The sequence below is a fragment of the Mucilaginibacter sp. PPCGB 2223 genome, from assembly GCF_001705515.1.
GTDB lineage: Bacteria > Bacteroidota > Bacteroidia > Sphingobacteriales > Sphingobacteriaceae > Mucilaginibacter.
The window spans coordinates 213,936-230,783 of sequence record NZ_MDJS01000004.1; the positions used below are offsets into that span (position 1 = coordinate 213,936).

Consider the following 16,848-nt stretch of genomic DNA (forward strand, 5'->3'; position numbering starts at 1 on the left):
AATTAGATGGAGTTTAAAAGAGTTGTAGTTACAGGGCTTGGAGCGCTTACTCCAATTGGCAATTCCGTTGCCGAGTACTGGAATGGGCTTGTTAATGGAGTTAGCGGCGCTGCCTTGATCAAAAGTTTTGATACAACCCATTTCAAAACAAAGTTTGCCTGCGAAGTAAAGAATTTCGATGCCGACGGTTTTTTGGGCCGAAAAGACGCCCGTAAACTCGACCCGTTTGTGCAATACGCTTTATTTTCGACAGAGGAAGCTGTTAAAGATGCCGGCCTGGATTTCTCTAAGTTAGATACCAGCCGCATCGGTGTTATCTGGGGATCGGGTATTGGTGGTTTAAAAACCTTTTTGGACGAAGTAGTTAACTTTGCCAAAGGCGACGGTACACCAAAATTCAACCCGTTCTTTATCCCCAAAATGATAGCCGACATTGCCCCGGGCCATATTTCTATTAAATACGGCCTGCGCGGACCAAACTTTACTACCGTTTCGGCATGTGCATCATCAAACAACTCGCTGATCGATGCTTTCAACTATCTTCGTTTAGGTAAAGCCAATATGTTTATTACGGGCGGCTCAGAAGCTATTATTAACGAAGCAGGTATCGGCGGTTTTAACGCCATGCATGCCTTATCCACCCGTAACGACGACCCGGCAACGGCTTCGCGCCCGTTCGATCTGGACCGCGACGGTTTTGTAGCCGGCGAAGGCGCAGGCACCATCATTCTCGAAGAGCTCGGACACGCCAAAGCCCGCGGCGCTAAAATTTATGCCGAAATGGTTGGCGGCGGTATGAGCGCCGATGCTTACCACATGACGGCTCCGCACCCCGAAGGTTTAGGCGCTGCCCTGGTAATGAAGGCCGCCCTTGAAGATGCCGGTTTGCAACCTGCCGATATCGACTATGTAAACGTTCACGGAACGTCGACCCCGATTGGTGATCCGCAGGAAATTAAAGCCATACAGGAAGCCTTTGGCGACCATGCTTATAAGATCAATATCAGCTCGACCAAATCAATGACCGGCCACCTGCTGGGCGCTGCCGGCGCCGTTGAAGCTATTGCAGCTATATTGGCCTTAAAGAACGATATGGTACCACCAACCATCAACCACTTTACCGACGACCCGGTTTTTGACCAGCGTATTAACTTTACGTTCAACAAGGCTCAAAAACGTGTGGTCAACATCGCGCAAAGCAACGGTTTTGGCTTCGGCGGGCATAACGCCTCGGTTATTTTCAAAAAATATCAGGATTAATCCTTTTTAATGCCAATCGTCCGGTTATATAAGCTACATTTTTCGCCTAACCGTAAATACGTAAAATCATTAAAAAATTTGCTCGGCTTCGTACCGGGCAATTTGTCGTTATACAGGTTGGCTTTCAGGCATAAGTCGGCTGCGCAAAGCATCAAAAAAGGTGTAAAAAACAGCAATGAGCGCCTGGAGTTTTTAGGCGATGCCGTGTTGGGCAGCGTGGTTGCCGAAGTATTGTTTAAAATGTACCCTTACGAAGATGAGGGCTTTTTAACCGAACTGCGCTCAAAAATTGTAAGCCGGGTAAACCTCAATATGCTGGCCCGCAAACTTGGTTTCGAAAAACTGATCGAATACGATACCCGAATGGTCAACTCCACCCGGCAGGGCTCGCTTTTGGGCGACGCTTTTGAAGCACTGGTGGGTGCCATCTACCTGGATAAGGGTTACGATTTTACCAAAAACTTCCTGGTAAACCACATCATCAAATCTCATATCGATATCCACAAACTCGAGCAAACCGAAACCAATTTTAAAAGCAAGCTCATCGAATGGTGCCAGCGCCACAGCAAAGATGTATCCTTCGAGGTAACTGAAAACCAGGAAGGCGAAAGCAATAAGCTGTTTACAGTATTAGCCAGTGTGGATGGCGAAGTATTAGGCATGGGCAAAGAGTTCAACAAAAAGAACGCCGAAAAATTAGCTGCCGAAAAGGCTTGCGAGGCGTTAGGCATTTGAGTTTAAAACCTATTTGTCGAGAGATCACTTTCTCTTTTGTAGCATATCAATAGGCTTATTTACATGAAAGATTAACTTTATTAAGTTTGCTATTCATCAAGAATTTCCGGCAAATAAAAATCCAATGTCTTAAATATCTCTTCAACATCTATTTGCTTATCCCGAGGTAAATTCACTGTCACTATACCACCGAAATCCACTTGCCAATGGCCTCCCATTCTGCCTAACTCATCCCCAAGCATTCTCAAGTCAGATGTTTTATACTTGGTATTGAGGAAGAATCTTCGAGTAATAAATGATGATTCCTTTAATATTCGTACAATTTCCAGGACGCCTTCTTTATTCATTCTTGTTTCAAATTCTGTTCCGAGGGTAAGCCTGCAATTGAAAATAGCATTGTCTGCCATCCGGTAAGTGTTGTCCGAAAGTTTTTGCACCCACAATGAGCCGGTGCTACGTTCACGCTTATCGTAAACCATAATCATTTCTTCATCAGATTCCATAATTGAAATTAGGAAAAATCCGGACAATTGAGGGAAGTCCGTGTCGATGCAAAACTAAGTACTACTGATCCTTATCCAGCTTCGGCAAAAACACCGGCGGCTTCTCCCCCGCATCAACAAACTCCTTGTACGATTTACGTATATAATCGATCAGGTCGTAATCCGTCCATTTGCGTATCTGTTCAATATCAGGGCGGTAGGTGGTCATAAACCATTGCAGTTTCACGCTGTCCTGTATACCGCTCATCTTTTTTACGAAAGGCTTGTTAAAACGTTTGTCGATCTCGGTCTGCTCGCTTTCGCGGGCGGCATACTCTTTAAACCGCCGTGCGTTTTTCGGCCCCGAACCAAACAGATCGTATAAACCGTTCAATGGGTTTAATATGGCTCCCAGGGTACTTGTTTTACCGTTATTATAAACGCCTTGTTTATTATAACCCTTCATTACATCGGCCATATCCTGCTTTTTGGTTACATCCTTGATATCAACCTGCATCAGGTTGATGACCGGCACCATAAAAACAAACACCGAAACATCGGCTGTAATAACCACTTTCTGGTCGCTAAAGTTCCGGCAGTTAAACAGCAGGGTATCGCCTATGGCAGCCTTGATCGCAAAGGCGCCTAAATTGTCGTTAATTACGCTGGCATGGGTAAACTCGTTTGTAACAAGCACGTTCGGCAGCCTGACATTGATGTTTTTACTGTATACAATACCTCTGATATCCAACTCCTTGCGTTGTGCAAATACAGTTGAACAAAAGCATCCTAAAAATAGTACCAGGAAGGTAAGGACAAACTTGAACGGAATTTTAGCAATATATTTCAATATGCAAATCTACCGATTTAGCCCCAAAAAGTTGTTAAACATTTGTTAAATGTCGGCCCGGCAGCATTTTCCCGGTGCTGAATAAATTCCTATCTTTGCGCATGATAAAATCCATGACAGGGTATGGACTTGCCAGCCACGATTCGGGCAGCACAAAGTACACAGTTGAGATCAAATCCCTGAACAGTAAATTTCTGGAACTATCGCTCAGGTTACCCAAGGCGTTCTCTGATAAAGAGTTTCAGCTCCGTAACGAATGCAGCAAACAGATAGACCGCGGTAAGGTAAACCTCTCTATCACTGTTGAGCAAACCGGCAAAGCAGTTAAAGCTGCCGGCATTGACACCGATCTGCTCAAACATTACTTTGAACAGCTAAAAGCCGTAAGCGCCGACCTGAACGAACCGGCATCGAACCTTTTTCAGCTGGCTTTGGGTTTACCCGAAGTTGTGAAATATGATGATGAGACGGTATCCGACGAGGAGTGGAAAATAGTTGAACAAACCTTTCAGAAAGCCCTGAAAGCTTTTCAAAAATTTCGCGATGATGAAGGCGCCGTACTTGAAGAAGATATCAAATCGCGCATTGGTATCATTATCGGGAACCTCGGCAAAGTGGAGATAGAAGAGCCGAAACGCATCCCGGTGATACGCGAGCGCCTGAACCAGTTTCTGGCCGATAGCGTTGGCCGCGAAAACATCGACCAGAACCGCTTTGAACAAGAATTGATCTATTACATCGATAAGCTCGACATCACCGAAGAAAAGATACGCCTTAAAGCCCATTGCGACTATTTTATCGAAACCTTAAAGAACGCTGATGCCAACGGCAAAAAGTTAGGTTTTATATCGCAGGAGATTGGGCGCGAAATTAATACCCTGGGCTCAAAAGCCAACGATGCAAACATCCAGAAACTGGTGGTGGGCATGAAAGAAGAGCTCGAAAAAATTAAAGAACAACTGTTAAACGTGTTGTAGGTTGGTTATTGGTTGATTGAGTTTATTAAGTTGATTAAGTTAAGAGATGATCAACTTTCCCAAAACAAATCAGCCCAATCAACCCAATCAACCCAATCAACCATATAATGTCCCGACAAGGTAAACTCGTTATATTCTCTGCACCGTCCGGAGCCGGTAAAACCACTATTGTACGCCACCTGCTGAGCAAAAGGCCCGACCTTGAGTTTTCCATTTCGGCTACCACGCGCCAGCCCCGCGGCGAAGAAAAAGATGGCGTGGACTATTACTTCATCAGCAAGGAAGAATTTTTGCACCGTATTGCCAAAAAGCAATTTGTCGAGTTTGAGGAGGTTTATTCGGGCACGTTTTATGGCACCTTACGCTCGGAGATACAGCGCATCTGGGACCAGGGTAAAGATGTAATATTCGATATTGATGTTGAGGGGGGCCTGCACTTAAAACGCAAATACGAAGAGCATGCCTTAGCCATCTTTGTACAGCCCCCGTCGCTGCTGGTTTTGATAGAGCGTTTAACCGGGCGGGGTACCGATAGCCCCGAAAAGCTGGAAGAGCGGTTTGCAAAAGCAAGAAAAGAGCTTGATTATGCCCCTCAGTTTGATATTATCCTAAATAATTACGAACTTGAAACGGCGTGTAAAGAGGCTGAGCTTTTGGTAGATGATTTTTTGAAGCGCTAATCTGTTAACCCCATTAACAACACACTCATCAATGAAGATCGGCTTATTATTCGGCTCGTTTAACCCTATACATATTGGTCACCTCATTATAGCCAATTACATGGCTAATCACACCGATCTGGATAAGGTTTGGCTGGTGGTATCGCCGCAAAACCCGCTAAAAAAATACGGCGATCTGATCAATACTTATGATCGTTTGGAGATGGCCCGCCTGGCAACCGACCATGCCGATAACCTGGAAGTAAGCGATGTGGAACTTAAACTCCCGCAACCGTCGTACACTATCGACACGCTTACCCATTTAAAGGAGAAATATCCCCAGCACGAGTTTGCCATTATTATGGGATCGGATAATTTAGTGACCTTGCACAAGTGGAAAAACTATAAAATACTGCTGCGCGATTACCAGATATACGTTTACCCGCGCCCCGGTTACGAAAATACCGACCTGGCCACACATCCATCGGTACACATCACCATGACGCCGCTGATGGAGCTTTCGGCCACATTCATCCGCAAATCCATCGCCGAAAAAAAGAGCGTGCAATTCTTCGTGCCCGACCCGGTGCTGAAGTTTATTGAAAGTAAAGGGTTGTATCGTAAATAGCCTTGAGCCCTGAGTCTGTAGTCTTGAGTCTCGTTTTCAAAATAACTCAGAACTCCCGACCTATGACCTGCAGACTTACTTATTCTTCTCTCTCACAATCACAAAAACATCCTCATTATCCTTTTTCATGAGGTATTTTTCGCGGGCAAATTTTTCGAGTTTTTCGGGGTTCGGGTTCGGTTGGTCGGGATTATTTCCAAAACTGAAACCATTTTTTAGATGGTTGTTCCAAATAGATATCCTGCGGCGTGCGCAGGCTGTCAAGTGTTAACCCGTATTCTTTAAGCCGGAGCTGCAAGTTTACCAGCACAAAATCCTGTTCAACCGGGAACCGGTCGGCCAGGTCCCGATAATGTGCTATTAATTTCCGGTCTTTCACATTTTCCAATGCCTGTAAAGCTGCATGGACAACTTTGTTCGATTTATCGTGCAGGCCTGTAATAAATGCATCAACATACTGTCGCTTATTACTTAATGTACCCAGTGCATAAAAGGCCGTCACTTTAATATCCCTGTCATCAAAAGTTATAAAAGGCAAAATCAACGGACCAAAATCAAATTTCATTTCGATCAGCAGATAGGCGCAAAACCGAAATGCTTCCGGGTCATTGATCAGCGCCATATTAGCTTCAATTATTGGCCGCCATTCGGCACTTCTCTCTTTCGCGTACGTAAAAACGCACTGAAAAACGTGAGCTATATCTATGCTGATATAATCTACCAAAAATGGTTTTGCTTTCACATAGGCAAACTTTGTCAGTAATTCCAGAAGGATCCGCCTGATTTCACCGGCGCTTTCGGGATATACCCCTTCAATAGTATTGATCGTGACGGGCTGAATTTTGGATTTAGAAAGTATACCTTTCAAACAATCCAGTTTATTCTTTTCGTTTGTTGTCGAAAAAAACCTCTCCAGCAGTATTTTGTCGGTACCGCCTATCGAATATCCAAACCAACTTGGCGTATCTTTTATCAGGTCGCCCGATATCACTTCATCTAACCATCGCTCATACCAATCCAGGAAATTATTTTCGTAGGTGAACTTTGGGTGTTGCCGGTCTAAATCTAAGTTGACAACCTTGCCGGCATACGGGCCAGTTAGCACTATAGCATGAATGTACGTGCAACCTTGTGAGCCAATAGGTAAAACGCCCGAATATATTTTGCCTAATTCGGCTTCATAATCTTCGTCGCTTATATTTTCGGTTTCGTTGATAGTTCGGCACAGCATGTTCCATTCTTCTTTCTGCATTTCGGGGTGCAGGATACATTGCTGCTGCAAATACTTTTCAGGCTCCAGAACAAGTTCGTCTGCTCCTTTTCCTAACGGGTATATACCGTAAAAAGGACCAGCGGACGAATCGAAATAAGAGTAGCCACCATTGCCGATATGCAATAGAAAGCTTTTGTAACATGCCGGAAGAATCACACCGTATCGCTGCTCAAACGCCGTAAGTTCGGCACCTGTAACAGGCTCATTAACTATGTATTTATGATTGCAGGCGCCGAATACTCCAAGCTTTTTATCTGCAATTTTAGCTTCTTTGAGTTTTTTCCGAATGCGCTCTATTTGCTCCATGTCGATACTCGTTCTTGCTTAGTACGCATCAATGCCTTAAACGCATCTTCTACCTGGTTTTACGGGCGGGTGGTATCGAAGCTATATTACTTCTGTTTCTTCTCTCTCACAATCACAAAAACATCCTCATTATCCTTTTTCATGAGGTATTTTTCGCGGGCAAATTTTTCGAGTTTTTCGGGGTTCGAGTTCAGCTCGTCGAGGTCCTTATTAACCTGTTCGGTTTGTTTAAGGCAATAATCGCGTTCTTTCTGAAGATTTTTAACGTCCTTATAACCCTGGTACTGCGAGTACAGGTCATTGGTATCAAAAAACACCATCCATACCACAAACGCCAGCGTTACCAGGAAGTATTTATTCTTAACTAAAGCGATGAGCCTTTTCATAAAACGAAGTTAAATATATTTCGCTTAAAATTATCGGGGTATTTTTAATTGTGCAAGTTGGGGTTATTAACTTGTTAACATTGGGGTGAGATGATTCTATTTAAAAGCGTTATTGCGGGGTACAGGCTGTACCTCGCAATAACGCTCAGGCAAGGGCTTACACTTTTTTAGCTTCGCCTTGCTTTTTACCTTTACCTCGTCTGTCGGTCCGGCCAAAACCGCGGCCACGACGATTGCCACCACCGCCTTGCTTATTGCCTTGTTTATTACCATTACCTTGCTTTGCCGTTTGCTGGGCCAATGCCAGGGCCGCTCTTTCGGTAAAGCTTAACTGCTTCATCGGGAAAGGGTGTTCATCAACAACCGGGATGGTTTTGGCGATCAGCTTATGGATATCTTTGAGAAACTCCTTCTCTTCCTCTCCATCGCAAAAGCTAAACGCTATGCCACTTGCCCCTGCCCTGCCGGTACGGCCGATGCGGTGCACATAGGTTTCGGGAATGTTGGGTATCTCGTAATTGATCACGTGCGTCAGGTCGTCGATATCGATACCCCTTGCGGCAATATCTGTAGCCACCAGTACTCGCGTACTGCGGCTTTTGAAATTGCTCAATGCACGCTGCCTCGCGTTCTGCGATTTATTGCCATGGATGGCTTCGGCGGTGATGCCGGCCTTTACCAGGTCCTTCACTACCTTATCGGCGCCATGTTTGGTACGGGTAAACACCAGTACGGTCTCAATGGATTTATCCTTCAGTATATGGATCAGGAGGTGCTTCTTATCGTTTTTATCGACAAAGTATACCGACTGCTGAATGGTATCCGCCGTTGATGATACCGGTGCAACCTCAACTTTTTCGGGTTTATACAAAATGCTGTTGGCCAGTTCCTGTATTTCTTTAGGCATGGTTGCCGAGAAGAGCAGCGTCTGCCTTTTTTGCGGTACTTTGGCGATCACCTTTTTTACATCGTGCACAAAGCCCATATCCAGCATCCGGTCGGCTTCGTCGAGCACCAGTATCTTTACATGGTCGAGGTGCACAAAACGCTGGTTCACCAGGTCGAGCAAACGGCCGGGGGTTGCTACTAAAATATCTACGCCTTTTTTCAGCGCATCAACCTGCGGGTTTTGCGATACGCCGCCGAAGATAACCAGGTGTTTTAAACCGGTGTATTTACCGTAAGCGGCAAAGCTTTCATCGATCTGTATGGCCAGTTCACGCGTAGGCGTCAATATCAGGGCCTTGATGGTTTTTTGCTCTTTATGCTGCAGCCTGTCCTGGTAAAGAAGCTGCAAAATAGGTATGGCGAAAGCGGCTGTTTTACCGGTGCCTGTTTGGGCGCAACCCAGCACATCCTTACGGTTTAGGGTAATAGGTATGGTTTGAGCCTGTATAGGCGTAGGCGTAGTATATCCCTCATTCTTTAAGGCCTTGAGGATAGGCTCAATTAGTTTTAAATTTTCGAATGACATGTACTATATATAATATGTTAACCCGCAGAAACAAGCGGTATTTTGAAGAGTTTAAATGATCAGCGACCGGGAGACCTTACGGGTATTGTGCCGCAAAGATACGGTTTTATTGTGAGAAAGCATTTGGAATGCGAATGCTATTCTCACTGAACCGACGACGGTCAACAAAAAAGCCCGGCAGTACCGGGCTTCAATTCATCATTGCGATCATCTCACGACGATGGTATCAATACAATTTTCACCCCCAAACTACCCGGCGGCGTAATGGTCGATGTACCATTCGCGGCCTGGATATCGATCTCGAGGCTGCCTACATTATGGCTGTAACTGTAAGCGATGCCGTTATAAACTTCGGCGATCTGCTCGTAGGTCGAACCATCAAAAGTAATGTAAACCAAAATCCCGTCGTAATGGTTAGAATAGCTGTCCAGCTGCGGCACGTTCAAAATGACGGAATAGGTTTTACCACCGTCAGATGTCGACCATTTGCTGCTGCTTACATTGGCAAAAACGGTTTGGTTAGGCACAACGGTGTTGTTTTGGGTTTTGGTACACGATGCCGCCATGAACAGTAATGGCAGCAATAATAAAGTTAAGTAGCGTTTCATATGTATAAGTACAAAAGATGTGAGCGTCTTGTTTTATCGGCGCTTCTACCTTTTTTGACGCTAATTTTTGGGAAAGGTTGCATGGCTGCACAAAAAAAGCCCGGCTATTGGCCGGGCTTTGCTATTTTATCCAACGAGAAGGGTTTAGTCCTTTTTCTCTTCTTCTTTCTTTTCCTCTTTCGGCTCGCCTTTACCTTTTTTCAACTCGATGTTTGACGAATGTTTGCCTACAACTTTGATCTCTTCAGTCTCTTTGTCGTAGTCAACTTCCATTACGTCGCCTTCAACCAACTCGCCTTTCAGTATCTCTTCGGCAATCGGGTCTTCCAGGTATTTCTGGATGGCGCGTTTCAGCGGACGGGCGCCAAACTGCGAGTCGTAACCTTTTTCGGCGATCACCTCTTTGGCGGCATCGGTCAGCTCGATCTTGAAGCCTAAGCTGTGAACACGGCCGAACAACGAGGCCAGCTCAATATCGATGATCTTGAATATCTCTTCTTTACCTAACGAGTTGAATACGATCACATCGTCGATACGGTTCAGGAACTCAGGAGCGAAAGCGCGTTTCAAAGCGTTCTCGATCACACCGCGTGAGTGCGCGTCGGCCTGGTTGGTTTTAGCCGATGTGGTAAAACCAACACCTTGTCCAAAATCCTTCAACTGGCGTGCGCCGATGTTCGAGGTCATGATGATGATCGTATTTCTGAAATCAACCTTCCGGCCCAGCGAATCGGTTAACTGGCCTTCATCAAGTACCTGTAATAGAATATTGAACACATCCGGGTGTGCTTTTTCGATCTCGTCCAGCAGCACTACCGAGTATGGTTTACGGCGTACCCTTTCAGTCAGCTGGCCGCCTTCTTCGTAGCCCACGTAGCCCGGAGGCGCGCCTACCAAACGCGATACCGCGAATTTTTCCATGTATTCGCTCATGTCTATCTGGATCAGGGCATCCTGCGTATCAAACATAAAGCGGGCAAGTTCTTTAGCCAGCTCGGTTTTACCCACCCCGGTCGGACCGAGGAAGATGAACGACCCGATCGGTTTTTTCGGATCTTTCAACCCGGCACGGGTACGTTGTATAGCTTTAGTGAGTTTCTTGATGGCTGCATCCTGGCCGATGATCTTGCTGCTCACGGTTTCGCTCATGTTCAGCAACTTGGCGCTGTCGGCCTGGCCAACGCGCTGTACCGGTATACCGGTCATCATCGATACTACTTCGGCAACATTATCTTCGGTAACGGTATAACGTTTTGATTTGGTTTCGGCTTCCCAGATGGCTTTAGCCTGCTCCAGTTCCTCAAGCAAATGCTTTTCGGTATCGCGCAGTTTGGCGGCCTCTTCGTATTTTTGGCTGCGAACAACCTTGTTTTTCTCTATCTTGATCTGTTCGATCTTAGCCTCAACATCCAGTATATTTTGCGGTACATGGATATTGGTTAAGTGAACGCGCGAACCCGATTCGTCCAGCGCATCGATCGCTTTATCCGGTAAAAACCTGTCGGTAATATAACGGGCGGTCAGGTTAACGCAAGCCAGAATAGCTTCGGGAGTATAGGTTACACCATGGTGCTCTTCGTATTTGTCTTTAATGCGGCTCAATATCTCCACCGTTTCATCAGGTGTAGCCGGTTCAACCATTACCTTTTGGAAACGGCGATCCAGAGCGCCGTCTTTCTCGATATACTGACGGTATTCATCTAAAGTAGTTGCGCCAATACATTGTATCTCGCCACGGGCCAAAGCAGGTTTAAACATGTTCGATGCATCCAGCGAACCCGACGCACCGCCCGCACCCACAATGGTATGGATCTCGTCGATGAATAAGATCACATCCGGCGATTTTTCCAGCTCGTTCATCACGGCTTTCATCCGCTCCTCAAACTGCCCGCGGTATTTGGTACCTGCCACCAGCGAAGCCAGATCCAAAGTAACCACACGTTTGTTAAACAACACGCGCGATACCTTGCGCTGCACAATGCGCAATGCCAGGCCCTCGGCAATGGCGCTTTTACCAACGCCCGGCTCACCTATCAGGATAGGGTTGTTCTTTTTACGACGTGATAAGATCTGCGATACACGCTCAATTTCTTTTTCACGACCAACGATCGGGTCAAGCCTGCCGTCTTCGGCAGCCTTGGTCAGGTCGCGGCCAAAGTTATCCAGCACAGGGGTCTTCGATTTAATATCCGACACCTTTTTAGGCTGGCTGAATGATTCTTCCTCGCGGAAATCATCGTCGCCTCCTGTCGATGAGCCCGGCATTTCGTCGGTCACATCATTTTTATGCGTTTCAACTTCACCCTTAAACAATTCGTAATTCACGTTAAACTGCATCAGTATCTGTGATGCGATGTTGTCCTCATCGCGCAAAATCGACAGCAGCAAATGCTCTGTACCGATCACATCGCTTTTAAATATCTTGGCTTCCAGGTAAGTTATCTTCAAAACCTTTTCGGCCTGTTTGGTTAACGGGATGCTGCCGATATTTACGTTCGTACCCGATGTACCTTTCACAGCATCCTCGATAGCACGGCGTAAGCGGGCGGTATCCACGTTTAAGCTTTTTAACAATTTAATGGCTACTCCGTCCCCATCGCGGATAAGCCCTAATAAAAGATGTTCGGTCCCGATATAGTCGTGCCCAAGGCGCAGGGCCTCCTCTCTGCTATACGAGATCACATCTTTAACGCGGGGCGAAAATTTAGCTTCCATATATATCCTTTCAAATAATTTTGAAACGCTCTAATCTAATAATTTGTTACTATTAAACGAACGCTTATTCACTAACATATCAACAATATTGCCAACCTTTTACCAATTCCCCAAAACCAGACATTATGATGATATAACCTTAATTTGCCCTTAAATTAACAATTATTTTCGCAATATCCCTGGCTTCCCTTTACCGGTCACCTGCTTTGTTTTCAGGTAATTATTCCCTGTTACAACAATAATTAACGTAAAAAGTGCTTTAACAGTTTAATTATTTAACACCCTGCTGTAAATAAGTCACCGCCACTGCCATTAAGGCATACGACGCAATTAACACAAAGGTTGTATCAGTTAAGTGCAATACTAATTTATTTGTGTAATAAATTATATGCCCGGGCAAAATTTTGACCATTTATTTATAAACAAATTTTCCACGGCGGAATAGGCGGTGTGCGGATTGCGTTATCCTGAACGCCTTCGCTCATTTTCAACCAACTTAGCCAAGTCGTCTTGATTGAGCGTAAGTCCGTAATAATAGTTCTGAATAAATCTAAAATTAGTAATATCAGCTCCAGTAAATAACGCACTTTCAACTAAACATCTCGTCATGGTTGCGTTAGTTAGGTTGGCGTTTCTAAGGTCTATCTCCTTTAAATTGCAATCTGCAAACGTTGCGCCTGTAAAGTCCGTATTACTGCAATCCACATATAAAAAGCAATGTTCAAAAACAGCATCACTGAAGTTTTGGTTTGAAAACCCTTTTTCATCTTCAAAATCCAGGCCCTCAAAGTGTCGCTGTCCACTTTGTACACCTGCAAAAATTCTTCTGCTGTCATGAGTACTTTTCGATGGTTATTTAAACATACAAAAAGAGTTATACCTTTTTCTAAATTCCTTAAGCCGGGTATCCCCCTCCAGTCAGGGTTCTCTGGGCGTTGCCTTCGGCCCAGGCTTTCCGCTCATACTACACAGGCATTAGCCACGGCCTGCCCTGAGTCCACCGCAAAGGCCGGTATCTGCTGCAATCCTTAACGCGGATACCATCCCCAAACCCAGCTGCACGTTTTGAATTTTAACTTTTGAATTTTGAAAGGCACATGGGTATTTATGGGTATTTTTACAAAACTCTTTCCATTCAATCATTCAAAACTCAATCATTCAATCCTTAAAAACAGAGGAGGGGGAAATTGTAAGAATTATTTCGATGCCGTTTCTGCTTTAGCTTCGCGCTTCCGCTTTTAACAAATAACAATAAATATACGAATTATTTCGCAAAAAGCTGTTAGCCTTACGAATACGGAATAATCAGGTCAATCCGTGTACCTTTACCTTTTCCCGAGTCGATCACTACTTCGCCCCCAACTATAGCTGCTCTTTTTAGAATGTTATGCAGGCCCATGCCCACATTTCCGGACGGTAAATTATCCATATCAAACCCAACCCCGTTATCTCCGATCCGCAACTGCAGTTTTTCTTCCTTGCGATCCAGTTTAACCACGATGCGGGTGGCTTTTGCATGTTTGATGATATTGTTCAGTATCTCCTGCAAAATCCGAAATACAATCAGATCTATATTCGGGTTATTTTCCGTAGGCATCTCGCATTCCTGGCTGTAAATAATTTCGTATTGCCCCGTTCGCTCCAGCCAGCTCACCTGGTAGCGGATAGCCTCGGGCAAACCCAGCCCAACCAGTTGATCTCCCTGCAATAATTTCCCCAACAGGCGCATTTCGTGAATCGATTTTGCAGTCAGGTCGATGGCAGCATTAATTTTGGGATGCGCTTTGTGCGATTCCTCCAGCTCGACAGAGTTTAACGTTAACGAAGTAAGGCTCAACAATTGCCCGATATTATCGTGCAGATCTGCACCGATGGTTTGCATGGTTTGCTCTTGGATCTCGAGCTGGGTTTTGGTAATTTCCTCTTCGAAAGTTAATTGCATCTGGGCTTTTTCTTCGATATGGCGCTTTTTGCGGCGATTATATATAAATATATAATTTACTGTAAAAACAGGCACTATAAGGAAGATTAAGGTTATAATTATTACGATATTTCTGATATCCTCGTTTGCCATTTTGTAAAAAATGAATAACTCCAGCAACTATACAATATGATATTAAGAGCTTTAAAAACAAAATAACTAAGGTGATGATTTGATGTTATCATTACAGAATACAACCTTTCATTAAATATATTACATACTGTGCTGCCAAAATAAAAGAACAAAACGCCCATCGTCCACCAAAACTCCGGCGAGTATTTCAAATTTAGATATTGATCGTCAGACAAGATCAGATAATAATAATACAAACTATACAAAACAAACACAACCGACATCGTGGTAAATGTTAAAAAATTGTATTTGTAAAGTCCGTGGCTTATAAGATCGTATAAATATATGCATATAAAAAGAGCAGCTCCGGCAAGTACGGAGTTGCTCTTTTTGTATTTCCTGTATAAATTACCAAACATCAACAACGTGAAGCTCGCTTCAATGGGCAAAAATAAATTGTAAACCCAATGGTTATTATGATAAGTTTTAGCCGCATAAATCCCGGCCACTTCTGTTATGCATGTAATCAGCAAAAACAGGATCATGCTTTTCCAAATAATATTTGAATCTTTTTTCAAGCATATTATTGCAATCAAAAAGCAAACAAATTCAGCAAACGTATTGGGCGTTATGTATGATAACATTGGATATAATTATTATGGAAGAGTAATATTAATATATAGTGGTGATGACGTATCGCAATGGTCGGGGCATAATTCTCCTTCGTCCACTCCATCAGTATCAATAAAAGCACGGAGTTGTTTATCTGATAGCTGCGCGTTGGTTTTTGCATCCAGCTTACTTCTAATTCTACTGATGAGAGGAGCATATACAGTTTGCGGCTTGATTTTCGTTGGAGCAAATCTGCCGGCCGGTGTAACGCCGCCGGTGTTAAAAACATCTTGCTCATACCTTGTGGTTCCTGCAATTACGGTTTTGGTATTTTCCAAAACAAAAGCATCCTTGTCTCTATAATCTGGGTTTAGATCATCCTGGGTGCGCCTCGCAAAATACACCCTGACGCCGGTATATTTAACATCATATAGGTTTTTGAGAACGTCTAATGAGAACCATTCAGAGGATGAGTTAAATTGGTATTTACCAAAATTTCCAACCATCTCTTGTGCATATTTCCTGGTTATCTGGTTAGGGCCGGGTTGGTAGTACGCGTCATCCATGCACAAGCAAGGGCATGGCGGCGGCGGACCTAATGTTGGGCATACCGTGAATAACAGTGCTCCGTCTGAACCAGTTTTTACATTGCTGATTTTCCCTTTGTTCGAAGGCACAAGGGACTGATCGTGGTCAAAATAATCTTTGTGGTAAATAGCTCCATTAGCATCAAGTCCGTTAGTGTAGGTTGAGACCAAAATAACTGTGTTTTGACCTCTATTGGCGTCGTAACCAAAATATAACCTTATCCCATCCGGCTTATTTACCCTTGTTTTTTCTGATTCTAACAATGCTTTTATATCACCTATTGTACCCATATCAAACCAAACAGTGGTGGGCGTTGGTGCCCCGTGATTATTTTGTTTAAAATCATTCACCATCTTTATGGCTTCACTTTGAGTATAACCGTTTAAACACCAAAGCGGTGGCGTCGTAGGGGTGGTTTGCGCGTATCCGGACATGGCAAAACACACAAGGAAAATCCTAAATACTAACTTTTTCATAACATTAGGGGTTTAAGTGTGAAAATAATAAATTAATTCAATATTCAAATATCATTCATTAATATTCACAAAATCAGCGTATTTACACCCGTTAACACACCGTAAAAACACCTTATTAAAAAAGGCAATAACAAGGTAATATATCTCTGCCCAAGCCCCGAAGTTTAATCTATTAAAACCCGGGAAAGCCGAAAACGGATTGAGAGTAGGCAATAAAGTTTAAAAATCATGTCTTACCAAAACCAAGTTTTAGGAACGATCATTTCGTCAGTGTTAAACTATGATCAATTATGCAAGGTGATGCAGGAAAACCCCGCAATTGACAATCAAAACTCATCTTATGTACCCTGCGATGGGCGCAACATTGAACACTCAAAACTTTCAGAACTGACCGGAACCCTAACAGTACCCGATCTGAGGGGGCGTTTTTTAAGGGGATTAAATACCATTTACAGCCCTGGCCAGCCCGCATTGGTAATAACCAGCGCTGATGAAGATGACCCCAACAGTAACAGAAAAGCTGGCGATTACCAGGCCGATATGTTAAAACTTCACCCGCATACTGCCAGCGGCCATATAAACGGTTCTGTTTGTGGTTCGAATGGCACGCATGATGTCGACGGCGGCGATGAAAAATGGAACTGCGATCCGAATTTTGGCGATCATAACGTTGTAGTATCTGTACAGCCTTTTGGCGGCTCTGAAACCCGTCCAAAAAACGTATCTGTATACTTCTATATCAAAATAAATTAATCATCTCGTTTTA

The 16,848-nt window shown here is 44.2% G+C and carries 17 protein-coding genes and 1 pseudogene; 6 read left to right on the plus strand and 12 right to left on the minus strand.

The window, feature by feature from the left end:
- Window positions 1-6 precede the first annotated feature (6 nt).
- Both fabF and rnc read left to right on the plus strand, forming a co-directional pair.
- On the plus strand, window positions 7-1,260 hold the full coding sequence (fabF, locus tag BEL04_RS19225; RefSeq protein ID WP_066006520.1) for a beta-ketoacyl-ACP synthase II: 1,254 nt from the start codon (window positions 7-9) through the stop codon (window positions 1,258-1,260).
- Between the two features lie 9 nt (window positions 1,261-1,269).
- Window positions 1,270-1,995, plus strand: coding sequence for a ribonuclease III (gene rnc / locus BEL04_RS19230; RefSeq protein WP_066006521.1), 726 nt, complete (start codon window positions 1,270-1,272; stop codon window positions 1,993-1,995).
- Window positions 1,996-2,084: 89 nt separating this feature from the next.
- Here rnc and BEL04_RS19235 read toward each other — a convergent pair whose 3' ends face one another.
- Window positions 2,085-2,498, minus strand: coding sequence for a DUF4265 domain-containing protein (locus BEL04_RS19235; RefSeq protein WP_066006523.1), 414 nt, complete (start codon window positions 2,496-2,498; stop codon window positions 2,085-2,087).
- A 61-nt stretch (window positions 2,499-2,559) separates the two neighbouring features.
- A complete protein-coding gene (locus tag BEL04_RS19240) occupies window positions 2,560-3,327 on the minus strand; it encodes a hypothetical protein (RefSeq protein WP_066006525.1) in 768 nt (255 codons plus the stop codon).
- Between the two features lie 101 nt (window positions 3,328-3,428).
- Between BEL04_RS19240 and BEL04_RS19245 the strand changes: the two genes are divergently transcribed.
- The 3 genes from BEL04_RS19245 to nadD all read left to right on the plus strand — a co-directional run bounded on the left by BEL04_RS19245 (window position 3,429) and on the right by nadD (window position 5,591).
- Complete coding sequence (locus tag BEL04_RS19245; protein WP_254659606.1) at window positions 3,429-4,304, plus strand: YicC/YloC family endoribonuclease; 876 nt, start codon at window positions 3,429-3,431, stop codon at window positions 4,302-4,304.
- A gap of 107 nt (window positions 4,305-4,411) precedes the next feature.
- Window positions 4,412-4,984: a guanylate kinase gene (gene gmk / locus BEL04_RS19250; protein WP_066006529.1), complete on the plus strand. Its 573-nt coding sequence runs from the start codon at window positions 4,412-4,414 to the stop codon at window positions 4,982-4,984.
- A 31-nt stretch (window positions 4,985-5,015) separates the two neighbouring features.
- Window positions 5,016-5,591: a nicotinate (nicotinamide) nucleotide adenylyltransferase gene (nadD, locus tag BEL04_RS19255; protein WP_066006531.1), complete on the plus strand. Its 576-nt coding sequence runs from the start codon at window positions 5,016-5,018 to the stop codon at window positions 5,589-5,591.
- Window positions 5,592-5,666: 75 nt separating this feature from the next.
- On the opposite strand, the pseudogene BEL04_RS24630 reads toward nadD, so the two are convergent.
- The 10 genes and pseudogenes from BEL04_RS24630 to BEL04_RS19300 all read right to left on the minus strand — a co-directional run.
- Window positions 5,667-5,756: pseudogene (locus tag BEL04_RS24630) on the minus strand (septum formation initiator family protein); the annotation flags it as partial.
- Window positions 5,757-5,781: 25 nt separating this feature from the next.
- A complete protein-coding gene (locus tag BEL04_RS19260; protein ID WP_066006532.1) occupies window positions 5,782-7,170 on the minus strand; it encodes an SMI1/KNR4 family protein in 1,389 nt (462 codons plus the stop codon).
- Between the two features lie 86 nt (window positions 7,171-7,256).
- On the minus strand, window positions 7,257-7,556 hold the full coding sequence (locus tag BEL04_RS19265) for a septum formation initiator family protein (protein ID WP_066006533.1): 300 nt from the start codon (window positions 7,554-7,556) through the stop codon (window positions 7,257-7,259).
- Window positions 7,557-7,713: 157 nt separating this feature from the next.
- On the minus strand, window positions 7,714-9,030 hold the full coding sequence (locus BEL04_RS19270) for a DEAD/DEAH box helicase (protein WP_066006534.1): 1,317 nt from the start codon (window positions 9,028-9,030) through the stop codon (window positions 7,714-7,716).
- A 212-nt stretch (window positions 9,031-9,242) separates the two neighbouring features.
- The gene (locus BEL04_RS19275; protein ID WP_066006539.1) at window positions 9,243-9,638 is read right to left on the minus strand and encodes a hypothetical protein; all 396 of its coding nucleotides are present in this window, start codon (window positions 9,636-9,638) and stop codon (window positions 9,243-9,245) included.
- Window positions 9,639-9,782: 144 nt separating this feature from the next.
- Window positions 9,783-12,353, minus strand: coding sequence for an ATP-dependent Clp protease ATP-binding subunit (locus BEL04_RS19280; RefSeq protein WP_066006541.1), 2,571 nt, complete (start codon window positions 12,351-12,353; stop codon window positions 9,783-9,785).
- A 462-nt stretch (window positions 12,354-12,815) separates the two neighbouring features.
- Window positions 12,816-13,058: a pentapeptide repeat-containing protein gene (locus tag BEL04_RS24775; protein ID WP_175404117.1), complete on the minus strand. Its 243-nt coding sequence runs from the start codon at window positions 13,056-13,058 to the stop codon at window positions 12,816-12,818.
- Entirely contained in the window at window positions 13,004-13,189 is a 186-nt protein-coding gene (locus BEL04_RS24455) for a hypothetical protein (RefSeq protein WP_066006542.1), read from the minus strand. Before BEL04_RS24455 ends, BEL04_RS24775 begins: the two co-directional genes overlap by 55 nt.
- Before the next feature lie 452 nt (window positions 13,190-13,641).
- Window positions 13,642-14,295: a sensor histidine kinase gene (locus BEL04_RS19290; RefSeq protein ID WP_175404118.1), complete on the minus strand. Its 654-nt coding sequence runs from the start codon at window positions 14,293-14,295 to the stop codon at window positions 13,642-13,644.
- Window positions 14,296-15,062: 767 nt separating this feature from the next.
- Window positions 15,063-16,082, minus strand: a complete 1,020-nt coding sequence (locus BEL04_RS19300) for a hypothetical protein (RefSeq protein ID WP_066006546.1) — start codon at window positions 16,080-16,082, stop codon at window positions 15,063-15,065.
- A 228-nt stretch (window positions 16,083-16,310) separates the two neighbouring features.
- On the opposite strand from BEL04_RS19300, the gene BEL04_RS19305 reads away from it, so the two are divergent.
- Window positions 16,311-16,835 carry a hypothetical protein gene (locus BEL04_RS19305; RefSeq protein ID WP_066006548.1) on the plus strand — a complete coding sequence of 175 codons (525 nt, stop codon included), beginning with the start codon at window positions 16,311-16,313 and terminating at the stop codon, window positions 16,833-16,835.
- Window positions 16,836-16,848: the final 13 nt, after the last annotated feature.